The 17,018-nt window shown below is 38.8% G+C and carries 10 protein-coding genes; 5 read left to right on the top strand and 5 right to left on the bottom strand.

The window, feature by feature from the left end; translation table 11 throughout:
- Window positions 1-48: 48 nt before the first annotated feature.
- Together infB and NTX86_05660 are read left to right on the top strand one after the other, a co-directional pair.
- Window positions 49-2,118, top strand: coding sequence for a translation initiation factor IF-2 (gene infB / locus NTX86_05655; protein ID MCX5922780.1), 2,070 nt, complete (start codon window positions 49-51; stop codon window positions 2,116-2,118).
- A 133-nt stretch (window positions 2,119-2,251) separates the two neighbouring features.
- Window positions 2,252-3,247, top strand: a complete 996-nt coding sequence (locus NTX86_05660; GenBank protein MCX5922781.1) for an MraY family glycosyltransferase — start codon at window positions 2,252-2,254, stop codon at window positions 3,245-3,247.
- 374 nt (window positions 3,248-3,621) lie between these two features.
- On the opposite strand, the gene NTX86_05665 is transcribed toward NTX86_05660, so the two are convergent.
- On the bottom strand, window positions 3,622-4,521 hold the full coding sequence (locus NTX86_05665) for a deoxyribonuclease IV (protein MCX5922782.1): 900 nt from the start codon (window positions 4,519-4,521) through the stop codon (window positions 3,622-3,624).
- A gap of 175 nt (window positions 4,522-4,696) precedes the next feature.
- On the opposite strand from NTX86_05665, the gene NTX86_05670 reads away from it, so the two are divergent.
- The 3 genes from NTX86_05670 (at window position 4,697) to eno (ending at window position 9,905) form a co-directional block, all read left to right on the top strand.
- Window positions 4,697-6,628: a hypothetical protein gene (locus tag NTX86_05670; GenBank protein ID MCX5922783.1), complete on the top strand. Its 1,932-nt coding sequence runs from the start codon at window positions 4,697-4,699 to the stop codon at window positions 6,626-6,628.
- 119 nt (window positions 6,629-6,747) lie between these two features.
- The gene (gene aspS, locus NTX86_05675) at window positions 6,748-8,517 is read left to right on the top strand and encodes an aspartate--tRNA ligase (protein ID MCX5922784.1); all 1,770 of its coding nucleotides are present in this window, start codon (window positions 6,748-6,750) and stop codon (window positions 8,515-8,517) included.
- Window positions 8,518-8,648: 131 nt separating this feature from the next.
- A complete protein-coding gene (eno, locus tag NTX86_05680) occupies window positions 8,649-9,905 on the top strand; it encodes a phosphopyruvate hydratase (protein MCX5922785.1) in 1,257 nt (418 codons plus the stop codon).
- Here eno and NTX86_05685 read toward each other — a convergent pair.
- From NTX86_05685 to NTX86_05700, 4 genes are read right to left on the bottom strand one after another with little or no spacing between them, the layout of a single operon-like run.
- Window positions 9,894-12,236, bottom strand: coding sequence for a hypothetical protein (locus NTX86_05685; GenBank protein MCX5922786.1), 2,343 nt, complete (start codon window positions 12,234-12,236; stop codon window positions 9,894-9,896). The genes eno and NTX86_05685 overlap by 12 nt on opposite strands.
- A 5-nt stretch (window positions 12,237-12,241) precedes the next feature.
- Window positions 12,242-12,814, bottom strand: coding sequence for a hypothetical protein (locus tag NTX86_05690; protein ID MCX5922787.1), 573 nt, complete (start codon window positions 12,812-12,814; stop codon window positions 12,242-12,244).
- On the bottom strand, window positions 12,811-14,361 hold the full coding sequence (gene pilM / locus NTX86_05695) for a pilus assembly protein PilM (protein MCX5922788.1): 1,551 nt from the start codon (window positions 14,359-14,361) through the stop codon (window positions 12,811-12,813). Before pilM ends, NTX86_05690 begins: the two co-directional genes overlap by 4 nt.
- Window positions 14,358-17,012, bottom strand: coding sequence for a hypothetical protein (locus NTX86_05700; GenBank protein ID MCX5922789.1), 2,655 nt, complete (start codon window positions 17,010-17,012; stop codon window positions 14,358-14,360). The genes pilM and NTX86_05700 overlap by 4 nt, the downstream gene beginning before the upstream one ends.
- Window positions 17,013-17,018: the final 6 nt, after the last annotated feature.

Consider the following 17,018-nt stretch of genomic DNA (forward strand, 5'->3'; position numbering starts at 1 on the left):
ATGATGTGTAATTGGGACCCAGAGTGAACAGAGGCAAGATAAATAACAATGCGTGTATATGAACTTTCAAAAAAATTAGAAATTACCTCTAAAGATCTTTTAGAAGCTCTAAAGGGTAAAGGTTTTGATGTTAAAAGCCACATGTCTGTGCTCTCTGATGACCAATTGATATTTCTGCAGGAAAAATTCAAGCAGAAACCAGTTGAAAAAATTAAGAAAAAAACTGAAACTGATTCTCAATCAACGCCTCAAAAGGCACCTGATGCAACCAAGAAAGAAACTCCCTCTATGCACGTTCAAACTGACTCAATAAAGCCTTCCAATGTTGTGCAACCGGCACCAAGCAAGGTAGTCACTCCTCCTCCATCTAAATATACTCAGGTAATTGAAAAGCCACAGGTAATAGATGCGTCCGCACCTATTCTTGAGATTGTTCTTGAGTCAATGTCGGTAGGTGATGCAGCTTTAAAAATGCATAAAACAGCAAATGACCTTATTCTTTCTTTGCTCAAGTGGGGCATTGTTGTAAACAAAAATCAACTACTCACTGAAGATTTGGTTGCTCGTCTTGCTACGCAGTATCAGATGAGAATTATTAAACCATCCACAGCAAAACAAGCTGAGCAGTCGGTAGATAGATCTGCTGGTCTTTCACAAGAAAATATGACTGAGCGTCTTCCTATTGTTGTTGTTGTTGGACATGTTGATCATGGTAAAACAACTTTGCTTGATTTTATTCGTAAAACACGTGTTGCAGCAAAAGAAAAAGGCGGCATTACGCAACATCTAGGTGCTTACGAAGCACAAACCCCACAGGGCAACATTGTATTTTTGGATACTCCTGGTCATGAGGCTTTCTCCAAAATGCGTGCGCGTGGTATTAAAGTTGCCGACATTGCTATTTTAGTAATTGCAGCTGATGATGGCATTATGCCACAAACGGTCGAAGCAATGAAAAGCATTAAATCTATGGAAGTTCCTATTATTGTTGCAGTAAACAAGATAGATAAGGTTGATGCACAACGTCTTGAAGTAGTTAAACGACAACTTGCTCAGTATGATCTGTTGCCTGAAGAATGGGGCGGTCAAACAGTAGTTGTTCCAATTTCTGCCAAAGAAGGTAAAAATATTGATGCCTTGCTTGAAATGGTTCTACTACAAGCGCAATTAATGGAATTAAAAGCAGATGTCGGTGGTCCGGCAAAAGGGTATGTTCTAGAGTCAAAGCTTGAAAAGGGTCGCGGTTCTGTTGCAACACTTCTTTGCCAGCAAGGTACCGTCAAGGTTGGCGATTATTTTATTTGTGGCAATGCGACAGGCAAAGTAAGTTCATTAGTTGATTCTCGTGGGCAACGCGTAATGAGCGTTGGTCCTTCTGTTCCAGTGTTGGTTGCAGGATTTGATGTATTGCCTGAAACAGGTAGTTATTTTGAAGTAGTTGCAAAAGAAGATCAACGTAAGCCTCAAGCAACTGAGCGTAAAGCAGTACCTATAAGAACTCTCGCCAAAGAAAATGCGATTAATATTATAGTAAAAACTGATTCTAATTCTTCTAAAGAAGCTTTGTTGGAATCTATTGAAAAGTTATCAAAAAAGAGCGAAAAAAGTTTCACTATTGTCCATGCAGGGGTTGGTGATATATCAGAAAGCGATGTAATGTTGGCTGCTGATACTGGATCTCGCATTATTACTTTGCATGTAAAACCAGATCAAAATGCAGAATTATTGGCTCAAAGACAAAACGTTACCATTAATTCGTTCAATATTATTTATAAACTGCTCGAAGCTCTTGAAGTGGTTGCACAAGCTGCTAAAAAAGTTAAGATGGTGCGCAAGAAAATTGGCGAAGCAAGTGTATTGCGTATCTTTGATATTAAAAATATTGGCGTTATTGCCGGTGCTTATGTCAAAGAAGGTCGATTCTCTAAAGATGGCACTGTTGTAGTGTTGCGCGGCAATAGAAAAGTTGGTGAAGGCAAAATTAAGAGCTTGCAGCGTGATAAAAAGAACGTAAAAGAAGTTCATACGAACTTTGAATGTGCTTTCTTGATTGATGGCGTTACTGATTGGGCTGTAGATGATCGCGTTGAGTGTTATCTAGAAGTTCCTGAAGCATAAACTATCACTATAATAGACTATATAAATTTAAGACCAGGATTTTTACTCAAAAATCCTGGTCTTTTTTTGTCGCTTTTTTTATAGTTGGTTGTCATTAAATTCTTGATATATGTATTTTAAAAAAGGAAGCTCCATGGACGTGGGTATTTTTATAAGATCTGGATTTGCATTATTGATTTCTTTCTTAGTAACATTCTATCTAGTTCCTTTATGTTGTATTATTGCGCGGCGCCTTGAGTTTATCGATGAGCCAGATGGAAAAATCAAAGTACACAAAACTGCGACTCCCTATATGGGCGGTGTAGCGGTTTATGTTGGGTTTCTTGTTGCTTTTTGTTTGATTTATCCATTTGAGAACAACATGTTGCTTTTTTTTACTGGATCTACACTTTTATTGTTTATAGGGCTGATAGATGATCTTATTGTTCTGCGTCCCTATCAAAAATTTTTTGGTCAACTACTAGCGGCAACTTGTTTTTTGAAGGCTGGCCTTTATTTAAAGGCGCAGTTCTTCTCTAATTATTGGAATCTACCTCTATCGGCATTCTGGATGTTGCTGATTATTAATGCTTTCAATCTGGTTGATGTTATGGATGGCTTGGCAACATTACTCGCTATTTGTGCTACAAGCTCATTTTTAGCCCTGGCAATCTACTTTAATCAACCTTCGGTTATTATTCTGCTCTGTGCGTTTTTAGGGCCTTTATTAGCGTTTTTTTGGTACAATAAACCTACAGCAAAGATTTATCTGGGGGATGCAGGTTCCCTTTTTATTGGGGGGTTCTTAGCAACAGTTCCTTTTTTGTTTAACTGGGGTATTTATACTATAAGTGGGTATTTAACACCTATAGTTATTTTGGCTATTCCACTACTCGAAGTTGGCACACTGATTTTGGTACGTACTTATAAGAAAATTCCATTCTATTTGGGTTCTCCAGACCATTTTTCAATCTATCTACAAAGAAATGGTTGGTCTAAATGGGCAATCTTGGGATACGTGCTTTTATTGTCACTTGTGCTCTTTGGCGTGTCGTTTTTGTTTCTCATCAATTGCCTCTCTTTATGGATATTATGTTTATCTGCCGGTCTTTTTTTAATTGTTTGGTTTGCTTTGTTGTGGCAAAAATAAGCTCTTTTTTGGGGAAAAACAGAAGGAATTGATCGCAGATGACTTTTTGTTGTTTTTGTGTTGCGCTTTACACAAAACCGTTGTTTTTTATTAGAATATGCCCAATAGAGCACGCTTTCTTGTTGTTGCTTTTTTTGATCGAAAAACATTGTTGCTTTTTATCGGTAACTCATCAGAATTGATAATGCTTCATGACTTTAGGATGTTGCTTATTCTAACATTATTGTTGGGTTAAGAACGTGTGGTTAGAATCACTTCTTACTGAACGGGGCAATAGATTAAGATCAAGGAAAAGTTCATACTACAATTTCTTCTTGGCTCAAACGCTTACTAAGAGCTTAATCTGTTGCCTCATTCTGTTTAAAAAATAAAAACTAGTCAGATCCATCCATATTCAAAACTTTTCTTGTTGTTTTCAAAATCAGAGACTTAATGCTTTCCATGTTGCGCACATAATCTTTTAGGTCATCTGCTGGTGTTTCCAAAATCTTTGGAATATTAAACCATTGTGGATCATTAAAGAGCATGCGAAATGGCTCAAGTCCCAGTTTTCCTTTGCCGATATCTTCATGGCGGTCTACTTTTGAGTCGCATTCTTTTTTTGAATCATTTATATGAATGACTTTCAGGTGGCTAAGTCCAATTGTTGCATCAAATTCTTGCCACATAGTCTCGTAGCTTTTTGGTGTACTAAAGTCGTAACCAGCGGCAAAAGCATGGCAGGTATCAAAGCATACTCCAACCTTCGATTTAAAATCAGAGTTTTTACGAATAAAAGCTAGATGCTCAAATTTATAGCCAATCACGGAACCTTGGCCAGCCATATTTTCCAATAAAACCATGGTGTTGCCAGTCGCCTTGCTCATAGCCTCGTTTAAGTTGTCGGTTATGCGCTGCAAGCAATCTTCTTCGCTACTGGATAAAGATGCGCCCGGGTGCAGTATAAGGAAGGGAATATCAAGCATGTGGCACCGGTCAAGTTCATCGGTAACTGCTGTTATTGATTTTTTTTGTGTTGCAGAATCAGGGGACCCTAGGTTGATCAAGTATGTTGCATGGGCAGATACTGATTGTATGAAAGATTGTTTTTTTGCATCAATAAAACGAGACGCTTCTTCAGGGGTAATCGCTTTCGCTGCCCATTGGCGATTACTTTTAGTAAAAATTTGTATGGCCGTGCAGTTGATGGACTCGCCATGTTCGATAGCTTTTTCAAAGCCACCAGCTATGGAGACATGGGCACCGAGTAATAAGGCGGGTGATTGTTGTTTCATAAAATCCTAAAAATATCTATGTGAGTTGATGTTTTTATCTATGAAAATAGGGGCGATTTTGCTTTTTGTAAACAAGTATTTCAATTGACAATTTAGCCAAAAACATTAGTATAAATGGGCTATAAACGCATTCAAAACACCATTTCTTTTAGATTTATATTACAAAGGTTCTTCGATGCAAGACAGAAAAAAATTTAGTTATTTGTTTCTTTTGATTTTTATGCTGGTACCAGCAAGTTCAATATCTCTTACCAAAAATTTGGATGTTGATTGGGTTTTCTCAGGAGCATTTAGGCCTGACACATTTTATGGTAGAAACATAGGATTGTTGAATAACAACAATGAGAACGATCAGATATGGTATGCGCGCCATGTTCTTGATTTGAAGTTTGACCTTACCTGTGGTCAAAAGACTTATGCGTGCGATGTGGCTAATTTCCGTATTGTAGCAAGAAACAAGGGGGTTTGGGGAAATCCTGGAAGCATAGCCTCAACGCTTGATGTTGAAACCAAAACTCTTAATGCTGTAGGAGGAAGTCACAAACATGGTATTCCTCGTCACTTTTTTTGGATACGTGAGTGCTGGCTATCATTTGATCTTGTCCGCGCTGCAGGTTTAGATTTTACCAATAAACATACAATGATTATTGGTGCATTTCCTTTCCAATTGGGTCGTGGTATTGCTTTGGGTGACGCGTACGCTGTTGGTCATGGCATTCTTGGTTTTTACACTGATATCGTTGTTGATCAATTTGCATTTGGTGTAAAAATATCTGGTGATATTGTTCCAAAAGTTTTGACCTATGATATTTACAGTGCAATTTTACAAAACAAGAGTAGTAATTTATCTGAAGTAGCAGAAAGAGTTCTTGGTCAGCAATACGGAAGAATAGATACACCATCACGTGGTTTTGGCGTTATTAACTTTTTGATTGCAACAAGGCTTAATTGGACGGTGTTTGATTCTTCTTGTTATGGTAAATTAACACTTGAGCCATATGCTTTTTATAACAATGATCCAGAGCAAATGATCGAGTTTTTAGGCGATGCAAGCAGCAAGCTAGGTACCGTAGGTTTAGCAAGCGAATATGAAGGTAGTCGCTTTGCCGTCGGTTTTGATTTTGCACAAAACTTTGGTCGTCAAGCAGTCAAAGCTTGGGATCGTAATCAAGTTGTTGTAGAAAATAGAGATGGCTATGTTGTGGAAGTTAATAACCAGGTTCATTTGGGTAGTGCAACCGGAGCTACAGCATTATTTATTCCTAAATCTTCATCGCAAAAATTGATTGAATCAACACGAAGAGACAATGAAGCAATTGGCGTTGAAGAAGTCCAGTTTAATGGCAAATCAATTGGCACAAGTAGTAATCAGGGTGAGCTGTTTAATGATAAGCTCAGATTCCGTAACTCTTATAATAATATCTATAAAGGCTGGATGTTTGTTCTTGATGGCTCAGTGTATGCTCTCGATAAAGATCTTCAATTTTCTGTGGCAGCAGGCGTAGCATCGGGCGACAACAATCCCAACTTTGATGTTGTTGATGGTGATTTTACTGGATTTATTGGATTACAAGAACTTTATTGGGGCAAACGCGTTAAGAGTGCTTACGTTTTGGGCGGTGCGGGTAAACTTAAACGTCCACTCTCTGCTCCTGAAGACGGTCAAGTTCCAAGTAAATTTTCCGTAAGTGTTTCTGGATTTACCAATCTAGTATTTTGTGGCACAGGTATGACATGGAAGCCTGTAAGCGCAACGAAGAAATTTAGTATTAATCCAAATATGTTAGCTTTCTGGCAACAATTTCCATCTAAGAAATTTGATCTTATAACTAAAAAAGATTCTAAGGACGACGCTAGAACTTTCTTGGGTGTCGAAACAAACGTGTATTTTGATTACAATTTATTTAAAGATCTTAGACTGTTCCTTGTTACCTCTATTTTCTTCCCTGGTACTCACTATGAAGATATTAGAGGCAAGCCTTTAGACAGAGCTCAATTGGCCGCTATTTCAGATCTTGATGTTACTGGATCATCAAGTGCTTTCGTGCCAAATATAGGAAAAGATGTTTCTTATACATTTAATATAGGTCTTGAATATAAATTCTAGCAACTTTGCATATTCTAAAAAAAGGGGTCTTTTAAAGGCCCCTTTTTTGTTATCAATATCTAAGAATTGTGATAAATTAAAAGGTAATAACACCTATTATTTTGAGAATAAGGAAAGCAATGCAACTATTTCAACGTACTGTTTCATGTGGTTTAGTAAACGAAACCCACCTCAACAAAACTATCCATATTTGTGGTTGGGTTAATAGACGTCGCGACCATGGTGGTCTCATTTTTATTGATTTGCGTGATAGAAGTGGCCTCATGCAATTGGTTTTCAATCCTGACTTTTCTACAGTATCGCACGATGTTGCACATACATTACGCTCCGAATATGTGATTACAGTAAGTGGCACTGTTGTAGAGCGTACTCCTGAAACCATCAATAAAGATTTGCCAACCGGTAAGTGGGAACTGCAAGTTACTGCGGTGACGATTTTAAATAAAGCGAAAGTGTTACCATTTACCCTTGAAGAAGCTGAAAATGTTGACGAAGAGTTGCGCCTTAAATATCGCTATCTTGATTTGCGCCGCCCAGAAATGCAGCGTCGCTTTGCATTGCGTCACAAAGTTGTTTTTGCAATGCGAGAATTTTTTGAGAGTGAAGGGTTCTATGAATTTGAAACCCCTATTTTGACCAAGAACACACCTGAAGGCGCACGGGAATTTATCGTACCTTCACGTATCTATCCGGGACATTTTTATGCATTGCCTCAATCGCCTCAATTGTATAAGCAATTATTGATGGCAAGCGGCATGGAAAGATATTTCCAAATTGCTCGCTGTTTTAGAGATGAGGACTCTCGCACTGATCGTCAACCTGAATTTACACAATTAGACGTTGAAATGTCTTTCATTACTGAGGCAGATGTTCAATCATTAATTGAACGATTAGTTCAGTTTATTTGGAAGAAAACATACAACATTGAACTGTCTCTTCCATTCCCTCGTATGAAGTTCCAAGAGGCATTTGAATCGTATGGTTCAGATAAGCCAGATTTACGTTTTGAGTTAAAAATTAACAATATCACATCACTATTTGCAGGCACTGAGCTTAAATTCTTGCGTGCAGTTCTTGATAAAGGTGGCAGTGTTGGTGCGCTCCACATAGAAAACAGAGAGTTTTCTCGTTCCGACCTTGATGGTTGGGTGGGCAAAGCACAGGATCTTGGCGCACAAGGTTTATTGTGGGTTCGCTTTAAAGAAGATGGTATTGCTGAATCACCAGTCGCAAAATTCTTGGCCCCAACATTTCTTGATGAAGTCAAAAAGCTGGTCCCAACTGCAAAGCCTGGCAGCGTGCTTTTGATTCTTGCCGGTCCACACAAACAAACATGGGATATTTTGGGTAGACTGCGTTTGATAGTCGGTAAAGAATACAATCTAATTCCACAAGGCACCTTTAATTTTTCATGGATTACTGATTTTCCAATGTTTGAATATGATGAAGAGAGCAAGCAATGGACATTTGTGCATCATCCGTTCACCTCGCCACAAGCGGGCTGGGAGAATGAAAAGCAAGGCGATATTAAGGCGCGTGCATATGACATCATTCTTAATGGTATCGAACTTGGTGGTGGCTCAATTCGTATTCATGATGCGGCGGTGCAAGCGAAAGTATTTGATATGCTTGGCATGAGTAAAGAAGAAACTAATGCTCGCTTTGGATTCTTATTGGAAGCTCAAGAATTAGGATTCCCCCCACATGGTGGTCTTGCAATTGGTATCGATCGCTTAATTATGCTTATGACAGGTTCAAGCTCTATTCGTGAAGTCATTGCATTCCCAAAGACACAACGTTTTTATGATCCGTTAATGGAATCGCCAAGTTTGGTTACTGACAAGCAACTTAAGGATTACGGCGTAAAACTTACCGTTAAACAACAGTAAGAATAATTTTATCAAAATTGATGTACAGGACACGTAGCTTAGGCTGCGTGTCCTTTTTCATGGTCTATCATTTGCAAAATGTGTATAGTGAAAAATAAGCATAGAAAAAAGTACTGAAAAAGGAGTTGCTCATGAAAATTGAAAAAATTATTGCTCGAGAGATTTTTGATTCTCGAGGGTTTCCGACGATTGAATGTGATATTAGTTTAGAAGAAGGTTTTTTTGTTACTGCATCCGTGCCATCAGGATTGTCCTGTGGATCAGCGGAAGCGGTTGAGCTACGTGACGGCGGAAAACGATTAATGGGCAAAGGTGTTACACAAGCAATTGATAATATCGAACAAATTATAGCGCCTCCATTATTGGGACAAGAACCGGATGTAATAACTTCCGATCTTATGATGCTTGCATTAGATGGTACTGATAATAAATCGAAATTAGGCGCTAATGCTATGTTGGCAGTGAGCATTGCATTACTCAAGGCGCAAGCACTTGTTGAAGGGCTAGAACCCTATGAAATGATAGCTCACTTGTGTAATTTTGAATCAGTAGCATTACCATTGCCTATGTTTAACATGATTAACGGTGGTGTGCACGCGCATAATAAATTAAGCATACAAGAATTTTTAGTTGTACCTGTTGAAATGCCGAGCTTTCGCGCTGCTATGGAATCTTCGATTGTCATGTATCATGAGTTACAAAATTTATTACTTAAAAATGATAAGATCGTTGCTGTTGGTGATGAAGGCGGCTTTGCATCAGATTTTACCAATGATATTGAAGCATTAGATTTTTTAGTTGAAGCTATTGAATTAACAAAAAAGAAAGTTAATGGGAAGTTTGTTTTAGCAATTGATGTGGCGGCTTCACAACTTTATGACGCAAAGAAGAAGAAATATCGCGTTAACGGAAAGCTAATGTCGTCTGACCAACTTATAAGCTTTTATGAAAAGCTTGCAAACCAGTACCCTCTTTATTCAATTGAAGATGGTTTGGGAGAACAAGACTGGGATGGTTGGAAGAACATGACACAAACTTTGATGAATAAAGTTCAAATTGTTGGTGACGATATCTTTGTCACCAATCCTGAAAAAATCTGGCAAGGCATTGAACAAAACATTGCTACGGCCGCGATTATCAAGCCAAATCAAATTGGCACGATAACCGAAACATTACAAGCAATAAAATTGTGCAAAGAGCATGATATGAATACTATTGTCTCACACCGTTCGGGTGAGACCAATGACACCTTTATTGTTGATTTAGCTGTTGGTACAAGCGCTGGCCATATCAAAGCCGGTGGATTATCTCGGGGCGAGCGCATGGAAAAATATAATTACATGTTGCGCATTGAAGATGAACTTGCCCGCTCTCTGCTAGACATGTAACAGCGGATTACTATCATTGGCAATCAATGCTTTAAATTGTTCTAAGCTCGCGTCTTTACTGACTTTCTTATGGTCATGGTCGTTCTTGACGACCAATGATTTAATAGGTTTTTTCACGAGCTTTTTCTGAATTTCCGCAGGAGATTCTTTTGCTAAATCTCGTTTGAATTCATCCTTGTCTAAAAACTCATCAATCATATAATCAGAGTCTGCATTACCTGTTTTGAAGAAGTAACGAGTAATTGGATCTTGTAATGAATCAAAGAGTGATCCTTCATTGGCGTATTCTTTGGCAAGCCTAATATAATCTTTGGTATAATCTGACACACCACTGCGCAAGCGCGGTTGTATAATTGTTGGTGATATAAAGATCGTAAGATTTGTTTTTGCTATGTCAGTGCCACGACTTTTGAAGAAATATCCTAAAATAGGAATTTTACTCAAGATTGGTGTTTCCTTAGCTGTTTGTAAGGTATCAACTTTTATTAAGCCGCCCAATGCTAAAATATGTTTATCAAGCACTTCAGCATTAGTTGTTACATTACGAGTTATAATAGTGTTATCCGCATTGCTTGCACTTTTAAAGTTTGATGATTCAACAACAATGCCCAAATTGACAGTATTGCCACTACTAATACGTGGAGTAACCGTGACTTTTAAATTTGCCGGTATTGATTTAAACTTTCTCGTTGTAGTTGTACCACCAGCTGCTACGGCTTCATCGGGGAGGAGTCGGGTTTCACCAATAACCACCTTTGCTGGTTGATTATTAATAGCAAGCACATGAGGATGAGAGAGAATTTTAGTGCTATCTAATGTTTTTAGAATTTGTAATAGACTCCATGTCTTGCCATTATCATCGTTAAATGAAAGAAAGGCGCTTCCAGATTCAACGGTAGAAATTTTTTTCGCCCAACTTGCTCCGCCAGGCAAAAACCCTTGGGGTTCTAATGTTAACAAATCACTTTGTAGGGTTGTAGCTAAAGTTGGTGCTCCACTAGAATCTAAATTATCGAGTGTTACACCACCAATTTGTGCCGTCTGAACATTCACGCCACCGGGCAGCGCAAGATTTTCGGCATTTCTTAACAAGTTACCAATAAACCTGCTGTCTGCTAGACTCAAATCAGCGATCAGAACTTCTAAAAGAACTTGAGGTTGTGGAATGTCTAACTCTGCGATAAGTTTTTCTAATACCTTCCAATCATCATTACGAGCAGCAACAATTAACTTGTTGCCACCATAATCTCCCTTTGCAGGCTTATCTGATCGTATGAGAATCTCATCAAAATTTTTGAATGTTCCGCCAAGCACGGTGCCACCCGAGCTCGATTGTCCTGTTCCGCCTGCTTTGGCAGTGTTAATTATATTGGTTAACACCGTTGCGAGGGATGGGGCATCTAAATACTGCAGTTTATATACATGAAGTACTGATTGTCCTGCATCCAATTCGATATCAATGTACTTGAGAATAAAGTCTTTGGTGCGTTCTATCGCTTGTGGTCGACCTATAAGAATAAGAGCATTAGTTCTATTTTGCGGAACAATGCGAATGTGCTTTGAAAAAAAAGAGACTTCTGATTGTTGTTTTGTACTCAGGTGATAACGATTAAGATCTGATGCTGCGGTTTTTAATATACTGTTATTGAATAAATCGGCGACGGTTTGAGCGACGGTATAACGGAGCTTGAATACTTCAAAGGTTTCTTGAAAGTCTACTTTATCAAGGTCGACAATAATGCTCATTACAGATTTAATATCATCTGCTTTGGCAGTTATAATAATAGCATTGGTTGTCGTGTCAATTTTATAACTACTGGTGTCAGCGGGGAGTAAGTTTTTGAGTATTGCGACGGTTTCACTTGTTGCTTCGTCATCCGTTGGTTTGATGTTAGCAAGGTAGTAAACATAACGAATGCGTTGGTCGGTATCGGGTAGTTGTTGTGGAGGCATGCCGATATAGAGCGGTAAAGGCTCTTTGGTTATGGTGGCAGTATTTTTTACAATAGCATACATGCCTTGTCGTGGCATCATAGTATAACCAGCAATATCAAGAATTGTATAAAGCATTGCCCATGCTTGGTCGAGTGTAAGTTTGTCTTTCAGATACAGGGTTACCTTAGTTTTAATTGCCTCATCTCCTGAAGCATTGGGCAACAAAATATTCACCCCTTTTTTGCCAGCCAGATAGTTAATAATATCGACGAGCTCTTCATTGTTATAGTTAAAGGCTATGGTTTTAGCTTCGTGCTCTTTAACGTTTTTACCACACAGTTGATGCGTAAGGCCCATGATTATAATACATGAAAAAATGATACTGTTTTTTTTCATAATTCCTACTCAACTAACTCAGTTTGTTCAGGTTTACGTTGCAGTGTAGCAATAGTGACATTAACATCAATAGTTTTTGGTGTTTTTGTAGACTTTGTAATCTCAAGTTCTTTGGTATAAATGCGTTTATTTTGGTCAATCTCATTTAATAGCTCAGTCAATTGCTGCATAGTCATGGTATCAAATTTTGCTTTTAAAAGCACCTCGCGATATTCTGAATCGCTTTTTTCGCCAGGTGATGTTGCACTTGTTTGCTTATTACGCTCAAGATTTAGTTTTTTTAATAATTCATTAAAATAGCCTTCAATTTTAAAGTCGGGCATTTCGGCCAACGTGGCGTTAACTTCTGCGCGTTGACTTAATACTTGTTGGTCTTTGCTGATAATTTCACTGATTTCTTCGCGTATCTCATTGATGTGGTTAATACGTTTTTTCCAGTAGTTCATACTATTGTAACGATAAAAAACAATGCCAGACATTATGAGTACAAGAATGCCTATAACTACACCAAGGTAGATATAGAATTTTCTTTCTTCTAATTGTGCTATAAAGGTACTTATTTTGTCTAAAATTATCATGATTGCCCCTCACCATTTTTTGCTAAAATAATTTTCATGGTAAAGTTTGTTTCTTCTTGTGTTGGCACGTAACTGAACAGTTTTGATTGTTTCAATTCTTTTTCAAGAATTTTTAATGCCTCATGATTTTTAACGTGTGCTTTTATCGTCATGGTGCCTTCGCTAATAGTTAAGCTTTCTATATCAAATCCAAGGCCATCGCGATCTATTCTGTTGGAAAGCTCAAGAAGATATTGTAACATCGAGGATCTGGCTGATCCTGTAAAAGCAAACCACATTTCTTCCAATTTTTTCACTGCGCTTTGAGCAATGTCTTTAGCGTCTTCGAGTTTATTTTTTTCGCTTGTACCTTTGAGTTCTTCTTGTAAGACGCGTTCAAAATCTTTGCGTTCTGTCAGTGAGGCAAGCGCTTCTTTTTCAGAGGCAACTGCTTCGTTGCGCATGGCTCGTATTTGCAGAAAACTATAGGTTCCTAAAGAGCCAATGCAGAGGAGTATAAGGCAACAGGCAACAAGTAATTGTTTGTTAAACAATGAGGCTATAGGTAGAGCAAAAATGCCTTGTCTCAGGTTAAAATGTTGGGTAATAGGCGATGGTAGTGCTGTACTCAAGCTAATAATACTTGAGCTTGGGAGCGGGATGTCATTTTTAATAGTAATGGTTGAATCATGCAATAGACTGTTTGCACGCATAAGCTCGCAAGGCATTCCTAGTTGCTGAGATGCGACATCAGCTATTCCTTTAATTTCTGCGCCATTGCCGAGCAACATAATTCTTGTGTTTGCTGTATTATTTTGCGCTTGTGCTTTGAATGATTGTAGGGTGAGTTGTATCTCTTGCCAAAACAACTTTGACTCTAATGTGTCGCTTTGTCCTAAGCCCTTGTTAATAGTACGAATAAAGCGAAGCTTGCCATCTTGCACGTAGGCTATTCGTGTTGTTTGCATGCCAAGATCGATAAAGGTGACATCGCTTGTAGTGGCAGCATAGACAGGAAGTTTTTTATAAAAACCATAGAGTGCAAAAAGATCCACGGTAACAACATCAGGAGAAATGCCAGCATCGGTAAACAGTTGAAGATGCTCAGCAATAAAATTGTTTTGTACAGCCGCTACTAAGACTTCAGAACTGCCAAGGTCAGGGTATTGTTTAGTGATAATGAAATCTACGCAAGCATCCTGTATTGGAAAAGGTAATAAGAGCTCAACTTCATAGTTGAGCACCATTTTTATTTTTTCATAATTTAAGAATGGTAAGCGTAATTCTTTAAATATGACTACTGAGCTGGAAATTGCTGTGTGTACACGATCGCATGTGTCTAATTGAAGCATTATTGTTTTAAGTGCGTTGGACACACGCTCGGCATAGTTGGAGGCGCTTCCTTGATCGAGGGGGGTCTCTAGATATTTTTCTATGATGGTTTTTTTACCAGTCATATAAATTTGTGTTGCGCTGATGTGTGTCTTGCCAACATCAAAACCTACAATACGTACCGGGAAAAGATAATAACCATTAATGGTATTAGGCAAAAATATTTCTTTTATCATATCACCACCTGCCATGGTTGTTGCTGCTGATTCTGTTCTTGTGCTTGCGCGAGCTTCTTTTGTTTTCGTTCCTCTTTGCGGCGTTTTGCCCGGCTTATTGTTTTGTTTTCTTTAATCAGCTCGCTACCAGGAGCATCATGTCTTTTAAACATATACTCATCCATTATTTTATCGGTGCTTGCAGCTGAGTTTGCAAAGAACATTCTGTGAATTGGGTCACGTTTGTTGGTTGGATCTTCCATCTCATTTATTGAGTTGTGATAATCCTTAATTTTTTCCTGTGTGGCTGGTTGACTTGCGTCTGTTAAAGGATCAATAATGCGTGTAGAAATAAGCACTAAGAGATTTTCTTTAGTTTGAGTTTTTCGTTTGTTTTTAAAGAGCCAGCCCAACAGGGGAATATCTCCTAGAATAGGTACTTTGCTCATATTATTGCTAATTTTATTTTGAACAAGGCCACCAAGAGCAAGCACTTCTTTATCGGCAACAATGGCGGAAGTTTCTATGAGTTTATTTTTAAGCGTAGCACTTCTCGGATCGTCGGGATTAAGAAACTCATCAATGGTTATTTTTAATTTGAGTACAATCATGCCGTCAGAGTTTATTTGTGGTGTGACGTCTACTCGTAAATTTGCTGATTGATTAGCAAATGTATCTACATCGGTGCCACCACCTAATACGTTGCCAGAAACAACACGACGTGTTTCGCCAACTTCAACGAATGCGGCGGTGTTATTGGATGTTGTCAAAAAGGGATTTGAAACAACTTCTAGATTAGCCACTGTTTGAAGAGCTTGAAATATTCCCCATACGCCAAAAACATCCGCGCCAAGAGAAAGTACGGTGTTGCCCGCTGGGGCACCCTGTACTAAATTAATGAGATTGCCTAACAAGCGTTGTACGCCTGGACCATTTGGATTTTCGACAATACCTTGGGCTACTCCACCAGCAAAAAGGCCAGATGTTTGAAATTTAACATTTTTTCCAACTAAGCCATCGGGTCCCGGCACTTTGCTGCGCAGCTGCGAACCGAGCTCTTTATTGTCTTGCAAACTTACTGCAAGTATCAAGACCTCCATAGCTACTTGCGGCTGCGGCGCATCTAATTTTTTCATAATTTCTACGGCTTTAAGATAATCTTCGTTATCTGCAGAACCAACAATGATTCGATTGGTTGATGTTTCGGGAGTGAAGTTCATGGTTTTGAAGTATTTATCGCCACCTCGAACACTACCACTGGTTCCTGCTGCAGTGCTTTTACCAAAACCTGTAACATCATTCATAATTTGAGCAACCGTTGTTGCATCAGCATACTTGAGTTGATACACCTTGAGGGGTGAGTAAGGACGATCGATATCCACATCAATGTGTTTTAAAATAAAATCTTCAATTTTTTTGATAGCGTCCTGTGTTCCCATAAGGATGAGAGTATTGGTACGTGGTTCGGCAAAGATACGGGTGTTTTCAGGGAAATAAAGAGAACTTGGTTGTTTACGTGCAGGGAAAAGTCTTGAGGTGATACTTGCATCATCTTGCTTGGTGATTCCTTCATAGAGCGTTTTTACATCATTTGCGTCAGCCCATCTTAATTTAAGCACTGACAATGCTTGCGGCATGCTGACTTTATCAAGCTCTTTTACGATCTCCATGATAGATTTGATGTTGTATGATTTATCGGTCAAAATAAAGGCTTTTGATTCTTGGAGTATTTGAAGGGGCGATGTGTTAGGTTTGAGGGAATCTACAATACCCTTGATAGCTTCGACTGAGCTATTTTCGATAAAATAGACGTAACGAATTGTTTCGTCCGTGTCGGGCAGTAGGGCTGAATCAACGCCGATAAAAGAACGAAGGGCGGACTTTTTGGCAGCCTCGGTTGAGGTAATCTTAAAAAAGGTTGGGTCAGCTTGAGGAATAACAGCGAATCTAGCTACATCCAAGAAGCTTAAAAATAAATTCCATCCCTGTTTTTTAGTGAGTGGTTTTTGCGTCTTAAATGATACTTTGTTTCCTTTTATTGCCTTGGCTCCTGTAGGGAGCGGGTCAATCATTTCGTCCATAATGAATGACACTTTAAAGATTTCGCCAACCTGAGAAATCACATTTTGTAAATCAGTGTTCTCAAACTGGAATTCGATATAAGGCATGTCTTCTGGATTGATTTTAACAGCAGATTTTGATTTTTTTGCTGAAGCTGGCTTGATAGGTGTTTGGTCGACCAAGGTGCTAACCCTCGCGTCGTCCGTTTTTATTTCAGTAGCATTTTTTACTGTCTTTTCAGCTGGAATTACAATGGGTGCTGGACCAGCAGATGTAGTTTTTTCTGGTGCAGGGGTAATGCTCAGTGGCGTTGCAACTGAAGCAGGAATAGATTGAGCGGCAGATGTAGTTGCAACAGCGGGCGCGGCAATTGATGCAGGTGCAGATTGTGCGTCCAGCGTATCAAGTTGCGTAGCAAGATTGGCTTGCTTGTCTTCTTGCAAAGTGCTTAATGTTTCCGCTGTAGGACTATCGCTCAAACTTGAGAGTAAACCATGTATTTTATTTTTCTTCTTGTAGGATGATACAGCATTTTCTGCCTGAAGCATCTGGGGGAACAACCCTCCGATACTCAGAGAAATAAGAAGCGCTATGTTATTTTTACTTTTCATAGTTTA

The organism is Candidatus Dependentiae bacterium (genome assembly GCA_026389015.1).
Lineage (GTDB): Bacteria > Babelota > Babeliae > Babelales > Vermiphilaceae > JAPLIR01.